Below are 22,745 nucleotides of genomic sequence, written 5' to 3' on the forward strand. Positions count from 1 at the left end.
CTGATGGATCCAACCCCTCCGCTGCTATAGTGCAGTCGGCTTCTGACGTTCAGTGCAGCCGTCTTCTGAAAACGACAGTCAGAATAGAGTCTGCTTTCCCATTTTTTGACACATGCCCGCGAAGGTTATAGATTTCAGCCTGACAGAAATGGGCTTTGAGGCACAACGGAACAGAAAGTGCACTTAAGCCGCCTTCAACCAAGGAGACATCGTGCAGGGGCACCGCATCGGCTACGTCCGGGTCAGCAGCTTTGACCAGAACCCGGAACGCCAGCTGGAACAAACCCAGGTGAGCAAGGTGTTCACCGACAAGGCATCGGGCAAGGACACCCAGCGCCCCCAGCTCGAAGCGCTGCTGAGCTTCGTCCGCGAAGGCGATACAGTGGTGGTGCACAGCATGGATCGGCTGGCCCGCAACCTCGATGACCTGCGTCGCTTGGTACAGAAGCTGACTCAGCGCGGCGTGCGCATCGAGTTCCTGAAGGAGGGCCTGGTGTTCACTGGCGAGGACTCGCCGATGGCCAACCTGATGCTGTCGGTGATGGGGGCCTTCGCTGAGTTCGAGCGCGCCCTGATCCGCGAGCGGCAGCGTGAGGGCATCGCCTTGGCCAAGCAGCGTGGCGCGTACCGGGGCCGCAAGAAAGCCCTGTCCGATGAGCAGGCTGCTACCCTGCGGCAGCGAGCGACGGCCGGCGAGCCCAAGGCGCAGCTTGCCCGCGAGTTCAACATCAGCCGGGAAACCCTCTACCAGTACCTCCGCACGGACGACTGACACATGCCGCGTCGCTTGATCCTCTCGGCCACGGAGCGGGACACCCTGCTTGCGCTGCCGGAAAGCCAGGATGACCTGATCCGCTACTACACCTTCAACGACTCCGACCTGTCGCTGATCCGCCAGCGACGCGGCGACGCCAACCGCCTCGGCTTCGCCGTGCAGCTCTGCCTGCTGCGCTACCCCGGTTACGCGCTGGGAACCGACAGCGAGCTGCCCGAGCCGGTCATCCTGTGGGTGGCGAAGCAAGTCCAGGCCGAGCCGGCGAGCTGGGCAAAGTACGGCGAGCGCGACGTGACCCGTCGCGAGCATGCCCAGGAACTGCGCACCTACCTGCAACTGGCCCCGTTCGGCCTGTCCGACTTCCGCGCCCTGGTGCGCGAGCTAACCGAGCTGGCCCAGCAGACCGACAAAGGCTTGCTGCTGGCCGGTCAGGCCCTGGAGAGCCTACGGCAGAAACGACGCATCCTGCCGGCGCTGAGCGTGATTGACCGGGCCTGCTCGGAAGCCATTGCGCGAGCCAATCGGCGGGTCTACCGCGCCCTGGTCGAACCACTCACGGACTCGCATCGGGCCAAGCTGGACGAGCTGTTGAAGCTCAAGGCCGGCAGCAGCATCACCTGGTTGACCTGGCTGCGCCAGGCACCGCTGAAACCCAACTCTCGGCACATGCTGGAACACATCGAGCGGCTGAAGACATTTCAGTTGGTGGACTTGCCCGAAGGCCTGGGCCGGCACATCCACCAGAACCGCCTGCTCAAGCTGGCCCGCGAGGGTGGGCAGATGACGCCCAAAGACCTCGGTAAGTTCGAGCCGCAGCGCCGCTACGCGACCCTGGCCGCCGTGGTGCTGGAGAGCACCGCGACCGTGATCGATGAGCTGGTCGATCTGCATGACCGCATCCTGGTCAAGCTGTTCAGCGGCGCGAAGCACAAGCATCAGCAGCAGTTCCAGAAGCAGGGCAAGGCGATCAACGACAAGGTGCGCCTGTACTCCAGGATCGGCCAGGCGCTGCTGGAAGCGAAGGAAAGCGGCAGCGACCCCTATGCCGCCATCGAGGCGGTGATTCCCTGGGACGAGTTCACCGAGAGCGTCAGCGAGGCCGAGCTGCTGGCCCGGCCGGAAGGCTTCGACCACCTGCACCTGGTCGGCGAGAACTTCGCCACCCTGCGCCGTTACACGCCGGCCTTGCTGGAGGTGCTGGAACTGCGCGCCGCGCCGGCCGCGCAAGGCGTGCTGGCAGCCGTGCAGACCCTGCGTGAGATGAACGCCGACAACCTGCGCAAGGTGCCGGCCGATGCACCCACGGCCTTCATCAAGCCGCGCTGGAAGCCGCTGGTGATCACCCCGGAAGGCCTCGACCGGAAATTCTACGAAATCTGCGCCCTGTCCGAGCTGAAGAACGCCCTGCGCTCCGGCGACATCTGGGTCAAGGGCTCGCGGCAGTTCCGCGACTTCGACGACTACCTGCTGCCGGCCGAGAAGTTCGCCGCACTCAAGCGCGAGCAGGCCCTGCCCCTGGCGATCAACCCGAACAGCGACCAGTACCTGGAAGAGCGTTTGCAGCTGCTGGACGAGCAGTTGGCCACCGTCACCCGCCTGGCCAAGGACAACGAGCTGCCCGATGCCATCCTCACCGAGTCAGGGCTGAAAATCACCCCGCTGGATGCGGCGGTGCCGGATCGGGCGCAGGCGCTGATCGACCAAACCAGCCAGTTACTGCCGCGCATCAAGATCACCGAACTGCTGATGGACGTGGACGACTGGACGGGCTTCAGCCGCCACTTCACCCACTTGAAGGACGGGGCCGAGGCCAAAGACAGGACGTTGCTGCTGTCCGCAATCCTCGGTGATGCGATCAACCTCGGGCTGACCAAGATGGCCGAGTCGAGCCCCGGCCTGACCTACGCCAAGCTGTCCTGGCTGCAAGCCTGGCACATCCGCGACGAAACCTATTCGGCGGCCTTGGCCGAGCTGGTCAACCACCAGTATCGCCACGCCTTTGCCGCCCACTGGGGCGACGGCACGACCTCATCCTCCGATGGCCAGCGCTTCCGCGCGGGTGGCCGGGGCGAGAGCACCGGGCACGTCAACCCGAAGTACGGTAGCGAGCCGGGACGGCTGTTCTATACCCATATCTCCGACCAGTACGCGCCGTTCAGCACCCGCGTGGTGAATGTCGGCGTCCGCGATTCCACCTATGTGCTCGACGGCCTGCTGTACCACGAGTCCGACCTGCGGATCGAGGAGCACTACACCGACACGGCCGGCTTCACCGATCACGTCTTTGCCCTGATGCACCTGCTAGGCTTCCGCTTCGCGCCGCGCATCCGCGACCTCGGCGAAACCAAGCTGTACGTGCCGCAGGGCGTGCAAGCCTACCCGACGTTGCGCCCGCTGATCGGCGGCACCCTGAACATCAAGCACGTGCGTGCCCACTGGGACGACATCCTGCGCCTGGCCAGCTCGATCAAGCAGGGCACCGTCACCGCCTCGCTGATGCTGCGCAAGCTCGGCAGCTACCCGCGCCAGAACGGACTGGCCGTGGCCCTGCGCGAGCTGGGCCGGATCGAGCGCACGCTGTTCATCCTGGACTGGCTGCAAAGTGTTGAACTGCGCCGCCGCGTGCATGCCGGCCTGAACAAAGGTGAGGCGCGCAACTCGCTGGCCAGGGCGGTGTTCTTCAACCGCCTTGGGGAAATCAGGGATCGGAGCTTCGAGCAGCAGCGCTACCGGGCCAGCGGCCTCAACCTGGTGACGGCGGCTATCGTGCTGTGGAACACGGTGTACCTGGAACGCGCCACCCAGGGGTTGGTCGAGGCCGGCAAGCCGGTGGACGGCGAGCTGCTGCAATTCCTGTCGCCGCTGGGCTGGGAGCACATCAACCTAACCGGCGATTACGTCTGGCGGCAGAGCCGCAGACTGGAAGACGGGAAGTTTCGGCCCTTACGGATGCCCGGAAAACCTTAGCGTACGATTTTTTCCGAATTCTGCGGGCTCCCCAAAAAGGAAGACAAAAAAAGCCAGGTACGAATTCCTTGTACCTGGCATAGGGGAATTGGCTCCTTGCAGAGCCGTGCGCTAACTGGTATGCGGATAGCCTTAAGCTTAGACAAGGCTCTAGGCATTTCAAGAACCGGATAAAAGTTGAACCAGAGTGGGGGTTTTTCAGACTCGAACAGGCGCTGTTTTTGCTCGAGCGACCCCACTCTCACGCATTGAACAGGTTGTTATCCCGTACCAGCTCCCGGGGCAGGGCATTCTTGATGCGACTCCCCACCCATTTCCCCATGCCGAGCGGGTGCCCCTGGTAACGAACGATCACTTCCCCAGTCCCGGCATCCTGCTCTGGCCAGACATCTCGTCCCATCATGAATTCACGGGCATTGGAGGCATCCAGCTCGACGCATCCCTTACTCGCCTCATGGCCGTAAGCCAGAGCCCATTCATGGGTCAATCGATATCCCTTCTTGAAGGTCTCAGCCAGCTTGATGCCGATGCGATCGAAGCGCAGCTTCCCCTGTACCTGCTCGAAGGCGTGAGGGAAGAGCCAGATCTCGTCATTGCGGCCAAACAGTTGGCCATGGGGCACGATGCCAAAATTCCCTTCAATCTCCCGCAGCATGGGGCCAGCCTCTTTCTCTGGCAGCGGCGAGAAGGGGAACTTGCCGAGCTTGCCCGGTTTGAACATGGTGTTGGGCACGGAGTGATGCTTGCGCAACCGGGCGACGAAAAATCCTTCACTGTCGAAGATCTGGGGCCAAACGTGCAAGTATCCCTCCGGTGTACAGGCTTTCTCCGCTCCCGGAAAGAGATCGGCCAACGAGTCAAAGCTGAAGGCATCACCGAACTTCTCCTGCAACGACTGACAGACGGCCTGATTCTCTTGCAGGCTCAGGGTGCAGGTGGAGTAGACCAGTACGCCGCCGGGTTTGAGGGCGTGAAAAGCGCTCTCCAGCAGGCCACGCTGCACCGCGGCAATCTCGTCGATGCTCTCGAGACTCCAGTTGCGCAGCGCGTCTTCATCTTTTCGCACCGTCCCCTCGCCGGAGCAGGGGGCGTCGAGCAGGATGGCGTCGAAGGTTTCAGGCAGCCATTGGCCAAAGACCTTGGCATCGAAATGGGTCATGCCGACGTTGGTCACACCGCAGCGCTGGATATTGGCGCTCAGCACTTTCAACCTGCTGCTGGAAAACTCGTTGGCGATCAGCATGCCGCGGTTTTCCATCAGCGCCGCGATCTGGGTAGTCTTGGAGCCAGGGGCGGCGGCCGCGTCCAGCAACATGCCATCCCCTCGGGTTTGCTCACTGGCAAAGAGCGCCATCACCGGCAACATGGAGCTCGCTTCCTGGATATAGAAGAGGCCGCACAAATGCTCGGCCGTGTTGCCAAGGGGAACGCTCTCATCGCTGCGGGTGAGCCAGAAGCCGGCTGCACACCAGGGCACGGGATCCAGCTGCCAACCAAGCGGCGCCATACGGGCGACAAACTCGGATACCGTGATCTTGAGGGTGTTGACCCTGATGCTGCGCCGCAGCGGCTGCCGGCAACTCGCCACGAATGCCTCCATGGAGAGATGGGATGGCATGAACTCCGCAATGTGACGCAGGAAGTGATCGGGGAGGTAGGTGTTGTCGTGCACGGCGCAATCTCGCTGACCCAAAATAAGGGGCGACATCTTACCACAGTGCGCGGCCCTTCTTGATGGGGGAGTCCATGAGGCCATAAAAAAACCGGCACAAGGCCGGTTTTTGACGAACAGGGGAATAACTCAGGGCAAGATGCGGGGGCTCCACTCCAGCCACTCTTTCTCTGCATTGGCATGAAGCGGATAACGATGGCCCGCCTTGACGGTCGCGCCCATTTCCCGCTCCGGCGTATTGAAGGCAATCCCGCCTGCCAGCAGGCTTTGCACCGTTTCGACCTCGATGGTGCCACCGGTCAGCCCGATATCGGCCTTGACCCCGGAGACATTCCAGAAGCGGCTATTGGCGCGTATCAGATGGGCGTACTGTCCATCCACATTCACATCGATCAGTACCTCGCTGCCATCCCGGGCCAGGGTCACGCCGGTGACGCTGCCCACCACCATCTTGCGAAACAGCAGGGGGCTGCCCACGCTGATGCCATCGACGGAGGGGCTCTTGAGGGTCAGGGCAAGACCGGCGGGGCCACTCTGACTCAAGGGGAAGGTCTCCTTGCCAGCCCCCCGGCCCGGCGTCGCCTCCACAAAGGCCCCCTTGATCAGGGTATCGAGGTGGGCAACCCCCCCCAGCCCGACCTTGGCCTGCACCAGGGCATAGCGTGCCCCGGATTGCAGGAAACGCGCGGCATATTGCTCATTCAGCTCGGCCTTGAAGCTTACCTGGCCCAGGGTCGGGTCCAGTTCCACCTGCTCTACCTTGCCGATGTCCACTCCGCGATAGCGGATGGGGCTGCCAACCCCGAGACCCGGGTTGTGATCCGCCGTGAGCGTGAGGGTGCGCACCTGGGAGCTTGCCTGCTCCTTGCTGTCAAAGAGCTGATGACTGCTGCGACCTGTCCCCAGCTTGTCGAATTCGATGGCACCACGCAGCAGGGTGGCGAGGTTCCCCATCTTGACCTGCACGCCGTCGAGCCGGATCTTGCCGTCGATGGCGGCCTTCTTCCAGAACTGGGGTTGCTGCTTGAGCAAAGGAGCATAGATGGCATCGATCTCCAGGGTGATGGCCACCCCGCGATCATCGGCATCCAGCGCCTTGACCTTGCCCGCTTCCAGTCCTAGGTAGAGGACGGGGGAGCCCACACCGATACCATCAGCCTGAGCGGCACGCAGCGTCCAGCTGACCGCTTTGGCATGGCGGCTCCCAAGCAGGGCCAGCTCCTGGCTGGGGTAGAGGCGGTCAATCCTGTCACCCTTCGCAGCCTGTACCAGCTTGATGCCCCCCGCCAACCAGGCACTGGCCGGGCTGGTCTCCACCTTGATACCGCTGAGGTCCGCCTCCACCTGCAAGGGGGCGGCGCGATAGAAGCGAGCCCGTTGCAGCAGATGGCGATAACGCTCGTTCACCAGCAACTCGACACTGGCATTGCCGCCGGCATCCAGGGTCAGTGCCCCGAGCTGACCTATCTGCAACCCCTTGAACCAGAGCGGAGCCCCTTCGCTCAAACCGGCGAGATCCTCTGCCTGCAGGGTCAGCTTGATGCCGCCGCGCTGTGCCTGGCTCTCCAGGGTCATGGTGTTGACCCGTTTACCGGGTTCATAGTCCAGACGAATGGCGGGCCCGGCCAGCAGGCGATCCGCATGCTTGATCCCGGCAGGGGAGAGAGAGACCGTCTCCCACACCAGACGACTCTTGCCGGTCACCCGGAACGCCTGTTCGGGGTTGATGAGGGCCGTCACGCTCCGTCCCTGTTCGGTGAGGCGAATAGGGTCGACTCGTCCAATCTCGATGCCCTCATAGAGAATGGGCATCCCTTCCTTGATGGGCAGAGTCCCCGCCTGGATGGTGATGCGCTCACCCCGGGCGGCCTCGGCCAACCCCTTGTAGAGGATGAAGTTGACCCCCTTTTGCGCCACGGGAGAATCCTTGGGGGAGTCAAACGCAATGCCGCCGCTCAGAATGGAGGTGAGACTGCCCGCTTCCACGCTGACGCCAGCCAGGCTGAAGGAGCCTTTGATGCCGCTGATGTTCCAGAATCGGGTATCCGCCTTGACGAGGTGCTCGAAGCGCGGCTCGATCACCAGATCCAGGATCACGTTCTGGTTCTCTTCCCCAAGACGGGTGTTGATGACACTGCCCACCTCCAGCCCGCGGAAATAGATCTTGGCGCCGATGCCCACCGACCCCAGAGAATCGGCTGTCAGGTGCAGGGTTCGCCCCTGGGCCTGATAACCGGGGGGAGGGCCATCCAGGGCATCGAACTCATCCTCCAGCGGGTTGTTCTCCCGTCCGGGTTGCAGGTTGATGTAGTTGCCTGACACCAGGGTGTCCAGGCCGGAGATCTCGGTCAGTGACGCCTTCGGACTCACCAGCCAGAAGTCGGAGCCCTTGCGTATGAGGGAGCGGGCACGGCTGTCCACCTTGGCCAGCACCGCAATCTTGCGACCATCCTGTGCCAGTTCCAGCTCCTGGACCACGCCGATGGCGACCCCCTGATAGCGCAACTGGGTCTTGCCCGGCAAGATACCGTTGCCCTGGGCAAAGTTGATGCGAATGAGTTGACCACTGCTCGTCCACTGCTGGTAGAGAAAGCCTCCCGCCAGCAAGAGGGCGATGAAGGGCAGCAACCAGACCGGTGATAACCAGCGGTGCTTCTCAATGACGGGCTCAGCCCCGACCATACCGACTCCTTACATTGGCTGTGATGCACAGCGCGTTCGACACAAAAAACATTAACGGGCCGCCTTGTCCCACAACAGGCGGGTATCGAGCATCCTGGCCGACATCATGGTGAGCACCACCACGCCGGCGAACGCCGTCGCCCCGGGGCCGGCACGCACGTTGAGCAGCACGCCGCGATCCACCAGGGCCACCATCAGCGAGATGACGAACAGGTCCAGCATGGACCAGCGTCCGATGAAATCGATGATGCGGTACATGACGAGTTGGCGTTTGCGGCGCACCGGCTTGCTGCGCTGCAACTGCCAGCAGATCCAGCCAAGACCCAGGATCTTGCCGATGGGCACGATGATGCTCGCGGTCAGCACTATGGTGGCGATGCCGGACATCTTGCTGCGATAGAGCGCCATGATACCGCTGAAAATGGTATCGGACTGCAATAATCCCTTGTTGTAGAAGTGGGTGATGGGCAGCAGATTCGCAGGCAACAACATGAAGGTGGCCAGCGCCAACAGGCCCCATGACCAGGCGAGGGAATGGGGGATGCGCATCTGCAAGGGGGTGTGACAACGAGGGCAGCTCATGCCGTGTTGATGGCGCACCAGCAACCCGCAGGTATGGCAGCGGCAAAGCCCCAGTTCACGGGCGCTGATCGGGAACATGGTCCGGCTCCCGGGAGGCATGTTGCAGCGGAATCCGCTCCCAGTAAGGGGCAGGATCAAAGAGGATCAGCAGCGTCATGTTGAGCAGCATCAGACAACCCAAGCTCAGCAGACCGCCTCCCAGGCGCACGTCGGCGATGTCGATAAGTTTGAACAGGGCGACCAGCAGGCTGACGATGTACACCTCCAGCATGGCCCAGTGGCGAAATACCTCGACCGCTTTGAGGGTCCACGCCAGCAGATGCCAGCGCTTGGCTAGGCCGGAGGCGAGGGCAAAGATCCCGAGCAGCAGCCCGGTCGGCGCCAGCACGGCGCACCAGAGCACCAGTGTTGCCACCCAGAGCTCGCTCTCGGCATACAGCATCATAATTCCCTTGATCAGGTTGGCGTCCGAGTTCACGCCCGCCAGACGAAGATAGATCAAAGGCTCAAAAAACGCGGAAGGCAGCAACAGGAATCCGGTGATGGTCAGCGCCATCAACTGGGAAGGGCGAAAGGCATAGCGCCCATACAGATGCTGATGACAGCGGGGGCAATGGGCGTGACGGCGCAGCGGCAGCAACTTGCGTTCGATCAGCAAGTCACAGGCCGGACAGACAATCACCGAGTGCGGATCCGACATACGATTCAACCTGTTGAAGGAATTGATGAAATTTACCTTAAAACGCCTGCCCTGTCTTGCCGCGCTGCACACCCCCCTTTGAAAAGACGTGTTTTCCGCTGTGAACTGGCCGCCGCCAGCCAAGCAGGGGCTGGCGATGCATGCCGACATGCTGAGGGTATTTGCAATACTGTATATACGTACATATACTTGCAATCACAATCATCAGGAGGGCGCCGCGATGGCCGTTGAGATCAAGTATGTTGTGGTACGTGGGGGAGTGGAGAAGATGACCTTTGCCAGCAAGAAAGAGGCGGATGCCTATGACAAACTGCTGGACACCGCCGATGAGCTGATGACACTGCTGGCGGGTGCGCCGGTCTCGCTTGCACCGGAGCAGCAGGAGAGTCTGGCCTTTTATCTGGCCGAGCAGCGGGATCAGTTGCAGCAGGTATTGCGCGGTGGAAAAGGGCAGGGGAATCCACCCAAAGAAGACAAGCTGGATACTGAACTGCCAAAGGGGAAGCCCCTGAAGAGTGTGGCTTGAGACGAAAGGGCGGGGAAGGGGATGTGAGGCAGAAGCCGCTCTCTCATTCATGAAAAGTGCAACTTAAGTCATTATCGCGGCTATTTTCCCCGAGAATTTTCCAACCACACTGCATATTCATTGAATATGCCGATTGCTCGTGATCATGGGGTATCACAGCAAGATGCCTCAGGTCGTTGCCCCCAAGGCGCACTGCAAGCCCTGATGCCGATAACCCCATTTATCGGCATCAGGGGGTTACGGCCCCGTTCAAAACATTCAACCGACATCACACACCATCATGACTCATCCAGCACTTCCACCCGCCATGCCACTGTTCGATAGCGTGGACCACCTTGAAGCGGGCAATCCCCAGGTCAACCAGTACCTCGCCACCCTGAGTCTTGGCAAGGTCCCCGACGCGGGGATCGTGTATGAGCTGGCCGTCGACTGGCTGCTGGAGCAGCGCCACAGCGAAAACAACTACAAGACCTATCGCAGTGAGCTGACCACTTTTTTGCACTGGTGTTTTTGCGAGGTGGCCATCAGCCCCAGGGATCTCACCAGGCGCATCATGATGCGCTATCTCGACTATTGCCAGGCGCCACCGTCCGGACTGATTGCCTATCGCAACGTCGCCCAGTTCGTGCTCGACAAGGAGTGGGGGGAACGGTTGCCAAACCCCCTGTGGCGTCCGTTTCTTGGCAAGCGGGAACTGGGCCGGGAGCTGCCGTATCGACTGAGTGAGCAGGCGATGAAGACAAAACTCGCCATTTTGTCCGCCTTCTTCCAGTTTCTCATCCAGGAGGAGTACATGGATCGCAATCCGGCTCTCCTGCTGCAGCGGGTTAAACGTGCGGGCCCCCAGGAGGCTGGTGAAGACGCGCAATCCTTCACCGAACTGCAATGGTCCTATGTGATGCAAGCCGCCGAACAGCTCGCTGCCGAATGCCCGGCACAACATGAGCGCAGCCGCTTTCTCATCTGTCTGATGTATGCCTGTTATCTGCGGATTTCCGAGGTGGCGGCCAGGCCGGGTTTCAGCCCCGTCATGGGCCAGTTTCGACGTGACGCCAAAACGGGCGTCTGGGGTTATGACATTCCCCGCAGCAAAGGCGGTAAACGTCGCACCGTGGCCGTTTCTCAGGCTCTGCTCGAAGCCCTGGCTCGCTATCGTACCTTTCTTGGACTTTCGCCACTGCCGGCCCCCGGAGAGCAAACCCCGCTGTTCGTACGCCACAAGGCGGCGGCCCATGGCCGCGAACAAGGTGAACTCAATGCCAATCTGGGTATCCGCCAGCTACGAGACCTGGTAATGGCGGTATTTGAACAGGCCGCAAGCCTCGCCGAACAAGACGGTTTTGATCAGGATGCCGCTGAAATGCGAACCCTGACGCCGCACTCCATTCGCCACACCGGTATCACCCATGACATCAATCTGCACGGCCGGCCTTTATCCCACGTACAAGCCGATGCGGGACACGATAGCATCGACACCACCTCCAAGTACCTGCACACCAGCAACCGGGAACGTCACGAGAGTGCCAGCCGCAAGCCGCTGGACCACTTGCTCGACCAGGACCGTACATATGATTGATAACCAGTGGTGAACAATAAAACTGCACTCATAACCAAGACGCGGGACCTAAAGACAATCCTTGATTGACCATGCCCTGGGACTCATAAACTCGACACCGCGCATAATGTATATTATGTTAAATGATATATCTTGGTATTCTGTCACCCTCAACCGAACTGTGTATAATGGTGGCAATTGATCCTATCCCCGACCGGATGTCTTAAGTGGCTGAATTAACATCAGAACAATTAAAACCCGCTTTCTCGATTGAGCAGTTCCCCACACTTGGCGAACTCGACCCCATGCCGTTTGCCGCCCTGCAACCCAGAGCGATTTCGGGTATCAAACGGCTGGCCAGTTTTGATGGTGACTGCCCGGTCATGATCCTCAACGGTTTCCCCGGTGCAGATTACGAGAATGTCTGCCAGACCCTGATCGCCTCTTCGAATGGCAAGGATGGCGACCTGTTCGATCTCTGTTATACCGAGAATCTCAACAACCCTTTCAAGCCCATCTGGCTGCGCCTGCAACCGGGCTCGGGTTTCGAGTTCTGCGAAATGGTCGGTGAGCTGCTCAAGCTGATGAGCCACCATCTCGACGCCGAGCGGCTGGTCACCCGGATCATCCGCAAACAGAACAACGACCCCAAGATCGTGGATTTCCTCTCCGATCTGGCCGCCCATGTCGCCCAGGGCCTCGAGTTCCAGCACCCGGTGCTAATCAACCTGCTGATCCATCATGAGGATCAGCAAGCCCCTGTCGTCTACGGCCGTGACCTGAACTGGGATACCTTGTTCGGCTCCATCAACTATCAGACGGAACAAGGCTCCGTTTACGCCAACCAGCACCTTTTGGAACCTGGTCTGCTGCGGGAAGCCAACGGTGGTTACCTGATACTTCAGCTCGATGAGCTGCTGGATCAGCCTCATCTCTGGTTCAAGCTCAAAAACGCCATGCAAAAAGGCGAGCTGGACTGGAATGCCTATCAGGAAGGCAAGACGCTGACGCCGTTCTTCACCCCGGAAGCGACCCCCATCCGGTTCAAGTTGATCCTGGTCGGTGACAGGCTGGACGTGGCGGAATTCCAGATGCTGGACAGGGACATGGCGGAGCGCATCTTCCTGCGTGCCGATCTGGTCTCCGAAGTGAACATCGAGGAAGATCTCCCCGCCTTCCTGCAATATCTCGCCTGGCTGCGAGCGCGCTGGGCGCTGCTGGATTTCACGCCAAGTGCCCTCCTCGCCCTCTGTCGCCATGCCAGCCGCCTGTGTGACCACCAGGAGTGGCTATCCCTCTCCGAGGTACAGCTCGGCGCCATCATGCGCATGGCCGACAGCCTGGCCCGCGAGCTGGAAGCGACCTGCGTCACTGACGAACATATCCTGCTCGCCCTGGAAGAGCAGGATTACCGCCTCAACTATCTGGTGGAGCAATCGGATCAGGGTGTCATCGACGGCCAGATCCTGCTGCAGACCGACGGTGAAGAGGTTGGCCAGATCAACGGCCTTTCCGTCATCCAGGTGGCCGGCCATCCCTATGACTTCGGGGAGCCGGTACGCCTCACCGCGACCGTCCACCTCGGGGATGGCGATGTGGCTGACATCGAGCGCAAGGCGGAGCTCGCCGGTCACATTCACGCCAAGGCCATGATGATCATCCACGGCTACCTCTCCAACAAGTTCGGTGCAGAGAACCCCTCGCCGCTCTCGGCCAACCTGGTGTTCGAGCAGTCATACCACGAGATCGATGGTGACAGCGCCTCCCTGACCGGCCTGTGTGCCCTCCTCTCCGCCCTCGCCCGCCAGCCCATCTATCAGCACTTCGCCGTGACCGGTGCGGTCGACCAGTTCGGCAATGTGCAGGCCGTTGGCGGCGTGAACGAGAAGATTGAGGGCTTCTTCCGGGTGTGCAAGATCCACGGTCTCACCGGCAAGCAAGGCATTCTGCTGCCCGGCACCAACGCCCAGCAGCTCAACCTCTCTGATGAAGTGATCGCGGCAGTAGAGGCCGGCCAGTTCCACATCCACCCGGTGGATCACGTGGAAGAGGCTATCGAGCTGCTCACCGGCTGCGTTGCTGGCGAACCGGACATGCCGGATACCCTGTTTGGTCGCATCCAGGAGAGACTTGACGAACTCAATGGCACGGCAACCAAGAGTGGCGGCCTGCTGCGCAGCCTGCTGGATCGGCTGCTTGGCCGTTAAATGAAGTGATCGGAGTTGTTTAGCGAACAGCTGTAAGCTAAATTGGCCCGGCTTTGACCCATATGAAGGATAAACAGCGTGACCCTAGATAACGACACCACTGATCCCCGCCTCTCCCTGTGCGAACAAGGCAAAGAGTCCTTTACCCGTGAAGAGCTGCTTGCCTGCAGCCGTGGCGAATTATTTGGTGAAGGTAACAGCCAGCTGCCCGCCCCCAACATGCTGATGATGGATCGCATCGTCAAGATCAACGACCATGGCGGCGAGCACGGCAAGGGTGAAATCCTGGCTGAACTCGATATTACGCCGGATCTCTGGTTCTTCGACTGCCACTTCCCCGGCGATCCCGTCATGCCCGGCTGCCTGGGCCTGGATGCCATGTGGCAACTGGTCGGCTTCTTCCTGGGCTGGAAAGGGGGTCCTGGCAAAGGACGTGCGCTGGGTGTCGGTGAAGTCAAGTTCACCGGCCAGATCCTGCCGACGGCCAAGAAGGTCACCTACAAGATCACCTTCAAGCGCGTCATCAACCGCAAACTGGTCATGGGCATTGCCGATGGCGTCGTGGAAGTGGATGGTCGCCCCATCTACAGCGCCACCGATCTGAAAGTGGGCCTGTTCAAAGACACCACCGCATTCTGATCCTGCTCCTGGGTGAGCAGAGACAACGTAAAGGGGCCACGATGGCCCCTTTCCTTTTGTAATGAGTGATGAAGTATCGGTTACTTCATGAAGAGGCCTGAGCCTCGCCCTTCCATGGCATCGCGCCAACCACCAAGCCAATGGCCCCTTGCATCCAGGCACTGGTACGGACACGCTTCTTTCTGTTTGCCGACTACGCCAGCCTGATAACCACGAGCGCGAGCTCTCTCCAGACGGTCCCGTTTCTGTCTTTTCATCATCTACGACCCTCTTCGTGGAACAAAAAAAGCGACCAGTTTTTCACCGGTCGCCTTCATCTTTACCCCAGGGGGGAGGCAGGGTCAAACAAAAAATTCCATGCTATTCAGGGGTTGTGACACAAGATACTGAACTGCATTAATTTTTGATGACACTTATTTATCGCTGATAGCGACGCAGCCAGGCAAAGGGCAGCGCCAGCAGAGTCAACCAGAACAGGCTGCCGCCACCGCCCTCGCCACCATCCTGACCGGTCTGGTTGTTGACCGGCGCATTGCTGACCACATAGCTGGCCGGGGCATTGCCCTGATAATCCGCCACGGCCGGCGTCAGTTTGACGGCGACCACGGTGGCGTTGGCGCGTTTGTTGAGGTCGCTCTCGCTGTCATAGCGATACGCCGTCGCGGCAATGGTGCCGTCGCTGCTGATGCCGCTGGCGTAAGCGATGTGATAGTACTTGCCGTTCTGGGCACACTGCTTGTTGCCGGCGTCATCCTTGCCACAGATGAGATCGTTCAGATACCAGCTGTTGGCCGGGGCGGCCGCGTTCAGCAGGAAGGCTTCCTGCATGCGGTTGGTACCATTGACCACCGGTTGGGTCTGATGGCGGGAGTCGCGCCAGCCGACCACCATGTTGTGCTCGTTGATGGCGGCCGCTTCCGAGCCTGCCCCCGAGACCGGCTTGTCCTGGAGAGGAAGGCTGGCCGCCGTACCCGGCTTGCTCAGGTTGAACAGGAACATCTCCACCGGGCGGTTCTGTCCCTTGTTGATGCGATAGCGCTGGTTGCCGATCACGTAGCCGTTGTCGTTGACGGCCACGGCCCAGCTGTGTTGCAGCTTGGCATCGTCCTTGCCAGGCTCGCCATCCGGCAGCGGGATGATCTTGGTGGTGCCCACGGTGCCGGCAGCCGTATCCAGGGTCCAGTAGCTGGCGAGGTTGCGACCATCCAGATCACCGGTGCCCACCTCGCCGGTGGAGCTGTAGCCCACGCCGTAGAGGGTGCCGTTGTACTTGGCCACGCCCAGTGCAGAGGCGGTTTGCAGCACCTCGTCACGCTGATGGCCATAGGTACCGGCCTGCATCAGCTTGTTGAACCCGCCCGAGCTGTTGAGCAGCCAGAAGCTCGCCTGGGTATCGACCCCGGGGCAGTAGCGGAAGTCACCGTACTGGCTGTCATTGCCCGTCTCGAAACACCACTTGTAGAAGTCACCGCCCACCTTGTGGCGATACTTGTCGCTGGCCGCGGTACCGGTCACCAGATACTGACCGTTGTCCAGCTTCTTGATGGAGGTGGGTACGCTCAGGCCGTGGGTGCTGGCCGCATCCTTGAGCTCGACCGGGTTGCCGTCATTGACCACGGCAAAGGCGGTGCGCAGCTTGCCATTCATCTTGTAACCGACCCGATCCTCCGGGACATCCCCGAGGGCCGTCACCAGGCCATCGACCTCGGAGCTGGTCACGTAGCCCAGGTTGCTGCGTTGATCCACCTTGTCCAGGAAGTCGCGACGCCACTGGTAGGCAAAGCCCGAGTTGTCGCTCCAGAAGGAGTTGCAGACCGAGTTGGAGAGCATGCAACCCTGCTCGAAACGGAAACGATCGACCAGGAAGTCGGCAAACCGCACGGTGGAGAAGTATTCCGCCATGTTGTTCTTGGTGTTGAGCCCGATGAGGCCGTTGGCATCGCCGCTGATCCCGCTGGCATAGCCTTTGACTTCGTCATCGACGATGGTGAAAAAGGAGCTTTGTGCCGCCTGCGCGTTGAGGCTGGCGCCGACCAGGATGGCCAGCATGGATAATTGCTTTTTCATCTACTTCCTTAGTCTTGATGTTTCAACGCTTCCAACTCCTCCCAACGGGAGAAGGCGTGTTCCAATGCGGCCTCTGCCGCATTCAATGCATCCAGTTTGGGCTGGGTCTGCTCTGCTGGCAGAGAGAAGAAACCGGGGTGGTTAATCTCGGCCTGCAGGGCATCGAGTTCCATTTCCAACTGTTCCAGCCGGGCTGGCAGATTATCCAGCTCCAGTTGCAACTTGTAAGAGAGTTTTCGTGTTTTTTTCGCAGGCTCCGCTGCCGACGCGACAGGCTCTGCCACCTTGTTCTGGGTCGCCTTGGCCGTCTGTTGGGCGGCCTGCAGGGCTCGTGTGGCCATCATGTCGGCGTAGCCCCCGACATAATCGCTGATCCGTCCATCCCCTTCAAACAGCCAGCAGCCGGTCACGGTATTGTCGATGAAACGGCGATCGTGGCTGACCAGCAGCAGGGTGCCCGGGTAATCGGTGAGCAGCTCTTCCAGCAATTCCAGCGTTTCGACATCCAGGTCGTTGGTTGGTTCATCCAGAATCAACAAGTTACTGGGCTTGAGGAAGAGTTTGGCCAACAGTAGACGGTTTTTCTCGCCCCCTGACAAGGCCTTGACCGGGGTGCGCGCCCGCTTGGGCTCGAACAGGAAGTCCTGCAGGTAGCCGAGGATGTGGCGGGAGCGGCCGCGAACCATTACCTCCTGCTTGCCCTCCCCCACGTTGTCCACCACCGTCTTCTCGGGGTCGAGCTGCTCACGATATTGATCGAAGTAGGCCACTTCCAGGTTGGTCCCCTGGCGCACCGAGCCACGGCTCGCCTCGAGCTGACCCATCAGCAGCTTGATCAGGGTCGACTTGCCGCAGCCGTTGGGGCCCACCAGAGCAATCTTGTCCCCGCGCAGCACCTGCAGATCCAGTCCCTGGAACAGGGTGCGATCACCAAAGTCCAGCCCCAGCCCCTCGGTCTCGAACACCAGCTTGCCGGAGCGGCCCGCCTCGTCCAGTTGCAGCTTGGCCTTGCCCTGCAGTTCCCGGCGCTGGGTGCGCTCCATGCGCATCGCCTTGAGGGCCCGCACCCGTCCCTCGTTGCGGGTACGACGCGCCTTGATCCCCTGGCGCACCCATACCTCTTCCTGGGCCAGCTTGCGGTCGAACTCGGCGTTTTTCAGCTCCTCGACCCGCAGCCACTCCTCCTTGCCTTGCAGATATTCGTCGTAGTTGCCGGGCCAGGAGGTGAGCACGCCGCGATCGAGATCGATGATCCGGGTCGCCAGCTTGTGGATGAACTCCCGGTCGTGGGAGATGAAGACGATGGCGCCGCGAAAGTCCTTGAGGAACTCTTCCAGCCAGTTGATGGCATCGATGTCCAGGTGGTTGGTCGGCTCGTCCAGCAGCAACAGATCCGGGTCACACGCCAGGGCGCGGGCCAGAGCCACCTTGCGCAGCCAGCCGCCAGACAGACTGTCGAGCGTCACATCAGGGTCGAGATCAAGCAGGGTCAGCACCTGATTGATGCGGGTCTCGTACTGCCAGCCGTTCTGATAGTCGAGCTGCTCCTGCAACTGGCTCATGGTGCGAATGTTGGCATCGGAAGGGTCGTGCGCCAGGGCGTGGGAGACATGGTGGTACTGCTTGAGCAGCTCCCCTACCCCGGCCAGCCCTTCTGCGGCGTAATCGAACACGGTGATCTCGCTCGAGGCGGGCGGATCCTGCTCGAGGCGGGTCACTTTCAAATCTTGTTGCAACACCAGACGGCCGTCGTCCAGCGGCAGTTCGCTGGCAATCACCTTCATCAGGGTAGACTTGCCCGCCCCGTTGCGACCCACCAGACAGAGGCGCTCGCCCCGCTCTATGGTGAGCTCGGCATGGTCGAGCAGCGGAAAATCACTGAACGACAGGGACGCGCCGTGCAATGTCAAAAGAGCCATGTTTGTTCCTTGTTGCTTATGAAAAAACGGGCGGCAGCGTGAGTCTGCCCCCGTTTTGTCGTCAAATCCTGCTCACCCCTGTACCAGCCAGCCTTGCAGCTCCCCCAGGGTAAAAGGCCAGCCCAGCTCCCGGCCGGCACTGTCTTGCAGCACCGGGATGCGCACCCGGTAAGCCTCGAGCCAGGCCTCCTCCTCCAGGATGTCGCAACGGCGGGTCTGCGCGGCCATCCCGGCCTGTTCCACCAGCGTCCACGCCTGTTCGCACAGGTGGCAGCCGTCGGTGTGAAACAGGGTCAGCATCAGCCTTGTGCCTCGGCGTGGGTGATGATCCAGCAGTTGTGGATATGCTGGTTGCGCTCGAAGTCCTTGGGCCGGGTCTTGTTCGTGATGTTCTGCGCCTTGAGACCGATGGCGTCAAGGCCGGCCAAGTCCATCTTGAAGTGGCGCTTGTTGTTGGAGAAGACCAGGGTGCCGTCCGCCGCGAGCAGGCGCTTGAGGTGCTGCATCAACAGCAGGTGATCCCGCTGCACGTCGAAGCTCTCGTCCATCCGCTTGGAGTTGGAGAAGGTGGGCGGATCGATGAAGATGAGGTCGTACTGTTCGTCCGCCTCGGAGAGCCACTTCAGGCAGTCCGCCTGCACGAACTTGTGCTCGCGGCCCACCAGCGAGTTGAGGCGCATGTTGTCCTGGGCCCAGTTGAGGTAGGTGCGCGACATGTCCACCGTGGTGGTTTCGCGGGCGCCGCCGAGCCCCGCGTGCACGGTGGCACTGCCGGTGTAGGCGAAGAGGTTCAGGAAGCGCTTGCCCCGAGCCATCTGGCCCAGCATGCGGCGGGTCTGGCGATGGTCGAGGAAGAGGCCGGTGTCCAGATAGTCGTAGAGGTTGACCCAGAGGCGTGCACCGTACTCCTGAACCTCCATCCGGTGCTGCTCTTCGGAGAGCTTCTGGTACTGCTGTTTGCCTTCCTGGCGCTCGCGCACCTTCAGGATCACCTTCTCGCCGTCCATGCCGGTCACCTTGATGGCGGCCTGCACCATGTCCAGCAGACGCTGGCGGGTCTTCTGGGCGGGAATGTCCTTGGGCGCCGCGTACTCCTGTACCACCAGATAATCCTGATAGCGGTCGATGGCAGCGTTGTACTCCGGCAAGTCCGCGTCATAGAGGCGGTAGCAATCGAGGTTCTCCTTGCTCGCCCATTTCTCGAGGGTCTTCAGATTCTTGCGCAGACGGTTGGCAAAGTCCTGGGCCACCTCTTTCTGGGAAGCGACGGCATCGAGGGCGATCTGATAGTTGCGCAGCTGGCACTCGAGGGCGCCGTTGAACAGGCGATACTGCTTGTCGGCACGCAAGCGCAGGCAGCTCAGGAGTTCGGGAGAGGCGGAGAGAATGGTGACCTTCCACCCCTGGAAGCCGCGGCGCAGGGCATCGCCAAGGGCCTGATGCACTTCCAGCAACGCCGGGAATTCACCGAGACGCTCGCCATAGGGCGGGTTGGAGATGAGCATGCCGACCTGACGGCTCTCTCCTTCCACAGCCGGCATCGGCAGCGGATTTTCCAGCTTGGTGACATCGGCCTGCTTGAAGGTAATGAGATGGGCCACGCCGGCGGCCTTGGCGTTGTCACGGGCCTTCATCAGGACCCGGGTATCCGCATCGCAACCGAACAGTTTCACCTCGCAGCGCTGCATGCCGCGCTTGGCACGCACCTGGGCTTCCATCATCAGACTCTGCCACAGTTCACCATCGTGTTGCAGCCAGCGATCGAAACCGAAGCGCTCACGGCGCAGCGCAGGCGCCATGTCGGCAGCGATGAAGGCCGCTTCAATCAGCAGGGTACCGGAGCCGCACATGGGGTCCATCATGGGCTCGCCAGCCCAGCCGCTGCGGGCAATCATGGCCGCAGCCAGGTTCTCTTTGAGGGGCGCCTCGCCGGTGCCCTGGCGATAGAAGCGCTGGTGCAGCGCCGGGCCTGACAAGTCCAGCGTGATATTGGCCTTGCCTTTGCCAAGGTGCGCCATGATGCGAATGTCCGGAGACTTCTTGTCCACATCCGGGCGCACGTGGCCGCGCTTGGTGAAGCGATCGACGATGGCGTCCTTGATCTTCAGGGCGCCGTACTGGGTATTGCGAATGGAGGCGTTGGTACCGGTAAAGTCCACCGCGATGGTGGCGGTACCGGAGAAGTGCTCCTCCCAGGGAATGGTATGAGCCCCGAGGTAGAGGTCCAGATCGTCGTTCATCTGGAACTCGGAGAGCACCAGCACGATACGGGAGGCAAAGCGGCTCCACAGACAGGCCTTGTAGCCGATGGCCAGTTCGCCCTTGAAGTGGACGCCGGCCACGGTCTCACGGACCTGCTCCGCACCCAGATTGGTCAGCTCGACGGCCAGCAGGTTTTCCAGCCCCTTGGGGCAGGTTGCAAAAAATTCTTTCATCACGCTCACGGGGATGCCATAAAAATAGTGCCGCATTATACCTTATCGGCCCGCGCTCGGCACTCGAACCTTGGACAAAGGCGCCATATAAACGGCAAGAGGCGCGGCAGACTCTCCCCTCCCCCCTTGCGGGCGACAGGATCCCGCTCTTGGCTGGCAGCTGTCTACCATCACATTCGTAAAGAATTCGAAAATCTTGCCAGGACCAGGCAGAAAATGGTCGTGACGACCAGACGAAGGAAAAAGACAAATAATGGAACAAGAGAGAGACTGAGCGCTTAAATATCAGACTAATATAGCAGGCCTATAACGGACTTATTCGTCGCCATATAACGGCCCCATCGTCAGCCCACTTCCCGATATTGTGTCTGTGCCCGGACTCTGGCTTGCATCCGGTTATTCATCACCTTGATCACTGCAAAGCGCGGCAGCGTCTTGCTGTTGGTCAGCACCAGTTCGTCGGTCAGGTTCAGGCAAACGCTCGCCTGATCGCCGGCTTCGATGACCATGAATTCCCCCCGACCGTGGGGAGTATCCATCCACACCAGGGATCCCATCTCTGGAATAACATGAGCCTGCTGTTCATGAAAGAACCAGCTTTGCGGCATCAGGGGTTTATAAAAACGGCTGACGGCGATGGCATTGAGGACCAGCTGGACCTGGTGGGGCGTACTCCAGTCGAGTTCAGCGGCCTTGTCCATCAACTGGTAATAGAGGGCGGCATCATCCACACAAAAAGGCTGGGTGGTGAAAGAACAGGGAACAAGTTGTCGACCTTTATATTCGGTGGCAAATATCATGCGATCGGACAAATCCAGCATCAGGCGATCATCCTGAGCGTCATAATGCCACTGCCAATTGTCATTGGGTTGAATACACATGGTGGTGCCCTTATCTAAGCCGTCCCTCGACTTTATTCCATGTCGAGAATTTGAGCAACGTTAAATAAGGGCAACCGGTTATTTTTTAAATATGGGTAACGATCTCTTTGACCAGACTCGGCCCTTTATAAATAAAGCCGCTGTAAATCTGGACAAGACTGGCACCCGCTGCCAGTTTTTCCCGAGCCGCCATGGCGCTGTCGATACCACCCACACCGATAATGGGCAGGGCGCCGTCGAGGGCCTTGGCCAGGTGGCGGATCACCTCGGTGCTCTTGTGCTGGAGCGGACGACCGCTGAGCCCGCCAGCCTCTGCGGCATGGGGCATGTCATATATCATCTCCCGCTCCAGAGTGGTATTGGTGGCGATGACACCGTCAATACGGTTCTTGATCAAAGAGGCGGCTACCTGATCTATTTCATCGAGTGACAGATCCGGGGCAATTTTCACGGCCAGCGGCACATACTTTTTATATTTCTCGGCCAGCTCCTGTTGACGCTGTTTCAATGCGGCCAGCAGTTCATCCAGTGCATCGCCATATTGCAATTGACGCAGACCCGGGGTGTTTGGCGAGGAAATATTGACCGCAATATAACCGGCGTGGTCATACACCTTGTCCATGCAGAGAAGGTAATCATCCTTGCCCTGCTCGATGGGGGTGTCCTTGTTCTTGCCGATATTGATGCCGATCACCCCCTGATATTTGGCCTCTTTCACCTTGGCCACTAGGTGATCGACTCCCTTGTTGTTGAATCCCATGCGATTGATGATCCCCTCGGCCGGGATCACCCGGAAGAGACGAGGCTTGTCATTGCCGCTCTGGGGTCTGGGGGTCACGGTACCGACCTCGATGAAACCGAACCCCATGGCGCCGAAGGCATCTATGCACTCCCCGTCTTTATCCAGACCGGCGGCCAACCCCACCGGATTGGCAAAATTAAGCCCCATGACGGTGACGGGGCGTTTGGGCAGAGAGTGGCGGAAGAAACAATCAAGCGGGGTACCAAGAAGGCGGGGCAAATATTTGATGGAGAGATCGTGAGCCTGCTCCGGATTGAGTTTGAACAGGAAATGCCTGGCGAGTGGGTACAGCATGCTTGCTCCTTAAAAAAAGCCCCGGCAACTGGCCGGGGCTTT

17 protein-coding genes are annotated in these 22,745 nt (G+C 60.3%); 6 read left to right on the top strand and 11 right to left on the bottom strand.

What is annotated here, in order from left to right; genetic code table 11:
* Window positions 1-211: 211 nt before the first annotated feature.
* A complete protein-coding gene (locus OKC30_RS03770; RefSeq protein WP_001161490.1) occupies window positions 212-772 on the top strand; it encodes a recombinase family protein in 561 nt (186 codons plus the stop codon).
* 3 nt (window positions 773-775) lie between these two features.
* Window positions 776-3,742 carry a Tn3-like element TnAs1 family transposase gene (locus tag OKC30_RS03775; RefSeq protein ID WP_001138014.1) on the top strand — a complete coding sequence of 989 codons (2,967 nt, stop codon included), beginning with the start codon at window positions 776-778 and terminating at the stop codon, window positions 3,740-3,742.
* Window positions 3,743-3,983: 241 nt separating this feature from the next.
* Here OKC30_RS03775 and rsmF read toward each other — a convergent pair whose 3' ends face one another.
* The 4 genes from rsmF to OKC30_RS03795 form a co-directional block, all read right to left on the bottom strand.
* Entirely contained in the window at window positions 3,984-5,414 is a 1,431-nt protein-coding gene (gene rsmF, locus OKC30_RS03780) for a 16S rRNA (cytosine(1407)-C(5))-methyltransferase RsmF (RefSeq protein ID WP_041205785.1), read from the bottom strand.
* Window positions 5,415-5,543: 129 nt separating this feature from the next.
* A complete protein-coding gene (locus OKC30_RS03785; RefSeq protein ID WP_270663942.1) occupies window positions 5,544-8,096 on the bottom strand; it encodes an MlaD family protein in 2,553 nt (850 codons plus the stop codon).
* Window positions 8,097-8,147: 51 nt separating this feature from the next.
* Complete coding sequence (locus OKC30_RS03790; protein WP_041205789.1) at window positions 8,148-8,756, bottom strand: paraquat-inducible protein A; 609 nt, start codon at window positions 8,754-8,756, stop codon at window positions 8,148-8,150.
* Window positions 8,734-9,378: a paraquat-inducible protein A gene (locus OKC30_RS03795; protein WP_010674754.1), complete on the bottom strand. Its 645-nt coding sequence runs from the start codon at window positions 9,376-9,378 to the stop codon at window positions 8,734-8,736. The genes OKC30_RS03790 and OKC30_RS03795 overlap by 23 nt, the downstream gene beginning before the upstream one ends.
* Before the next feature lie 220 nt (window positions 9,379-9,598).
* Between OKC30_RS03795 and OKC30_RS03800 the strand changes: the two genes are divergently transcribed.
* The 4 genes from OKC30_RS03800 (at window position 9,599) to fabA (ending at window position 14,305) form a co-directional block, all read left to right on the top strand.
* Window positions 9,599-9,904 (top strand): YebG family protein, encoded by a 306-nt coding sequence (locus OKC30_RS03800; protein WP_005329584.1) that lies wholly within the window; start codon window positions 9,599-9,601, stop codon window positions 9,902-9,904.
* Between the two features lie 280 nt (window positions 9,905-10,184).
* Window positions 10,185-11,480 (top strand): tyrosine-type recombinase/integrase, encoded by a 1,296-nt coding sequence (locus OKC30_RS03805; protein WP_041205791.1) that lies wholly within the window; start codon window positions 10,185-10,187, stop codon window positions 11,478-11,480.
* A gap of 206 nt (window positions 11,481-11,686) precedes the next feature.
* Entirely contained in the window at window positions 11,687-13,666 is a 1,980-nt protein-coding gene (locus OKC30_RS03810) for a Lon protease family protein (RefSeq protein ID WP_102948504.1), read from the top strand.
* Window positions 13,667-13,744: 78 nt separating this feature from the next.
* Window positions 13,745-14,305: a 3-hydroxyacyl-[acyl-carrier-protein] dehydratase FabA gene (fabA, locus tag OKC30_RS03815; RefSeq protein ID WP_010674758.1), complete on the top strand. Its 561-nt coding sequence runs from the start codon at window positions 13,745-13,747 to the stop codon at window positions 14,303-14,305.
* Between the two features lie 80 nt (window positions 14,306-14,385).
* Here the strand turns inward: fabA and rmf are convergent, their stop codons facing one another.
* From rmf to pyrD, 7 genes are all read right to left on the bottom strand, one after another.
* A complete protein-coding gene (rmf, locus tag OKC30_RS03820) occupies window positions 14,386-14,565 on the bottom strand; it encodes a ribosome modulation factor (protein WP_005315693.1) in 180 nt (59 codons plus the stop codon).
* A gap of 157 nt (window positions 14,566-14,722) precedes the next feature.
* Window positions 14,723-16,372, bottom strand: a complete 1,650-nt coding sequence (locus OKC30_RS03825; RefSeq protein WP_010674760.1) for a DUF3466 family protein — start codon at window positions 16,370-16,372, stop codon at window positions 14,723-14,725.
* Between the two features lie 8 nt (window positions 16,373-16,380).
* On the bottom strand, window positions 16,381-18,291 hold the full coding sequence (uup, locus tag OKC30_RS03830; protein WP_270665178.1) for an ATP-binding cassette ATPase Uup: 1,911 nt from the start codon (window positions 18,289-18,291) through the stop codon (window positions 16,381-16,383).
* Window positions 18,292-18,363: 72 nt separating this feature from the next.
* On the bottom strand, window positions 18,364-18,591 hold the full coding sequence (locus tag OKC30_RS03835; RefSeq protein ID WP_102948506.1) for a glutaredoxin family protein: 228 nt from the start codon (window positions 18,589-18,591) through the stop codon (window positions 18,364-18,366).
* Complete coding sequence (rlmKL, locus tag OKC30_RS03840; protein ID WP_052814621.1) at window positions 18,591-20,762, bottom strand: bifunctional 23S rRNA (guanine(2069)-N(7))-methyltransferase RlmK/23S rRNA (guanine(2445)-N(2))-methyltransferase RlmL; 2,172 nt, start codon at window positions 20,760-20,762, stop codon at window positions 18,591-18,593. The genes OKC30_RS03835 and rlmKL overlap by 1 nt, the downstream gene beginning before the upstream one ends.
* Before the next feature lie 308 nt (window positions 20,763-21,070).
* Entirely contained in the window at window positions 21,071-21,607 is a 537-nt protein-coding gene (locus OKC30_RS03845; RefSeq protein ID WP_041211431.1) for a cell division protein ZapC, read from the bottom strand.
* Between the two features lie 85 nt (window positions 21,608-21,692).
* Entirely contained in the window at window positions 21,693-22,703 is a 1,011-nt protein-coding gene (gene pyrD, locus OKC30_RS03850; RefSeq protein ID WP_039040791.1) for a quinone-dependent dihydroorotate dehydrogenase, read from the bottom strand.
* Between the last annotated feature and the right edge of the window lie 42 nt (window positions 22,704-22,745).

Origin of the sequence: Aeromonas sp. QDB18, assembly GCF_027705325.1 — a bacterium.
Taxonomy (GTDB): Bacteria; Pseudomonadota; Gammaproteobacteria; order Enterobacterales; family Aeromonadaceae; genus Aeromonas; species Aeromonas caviae.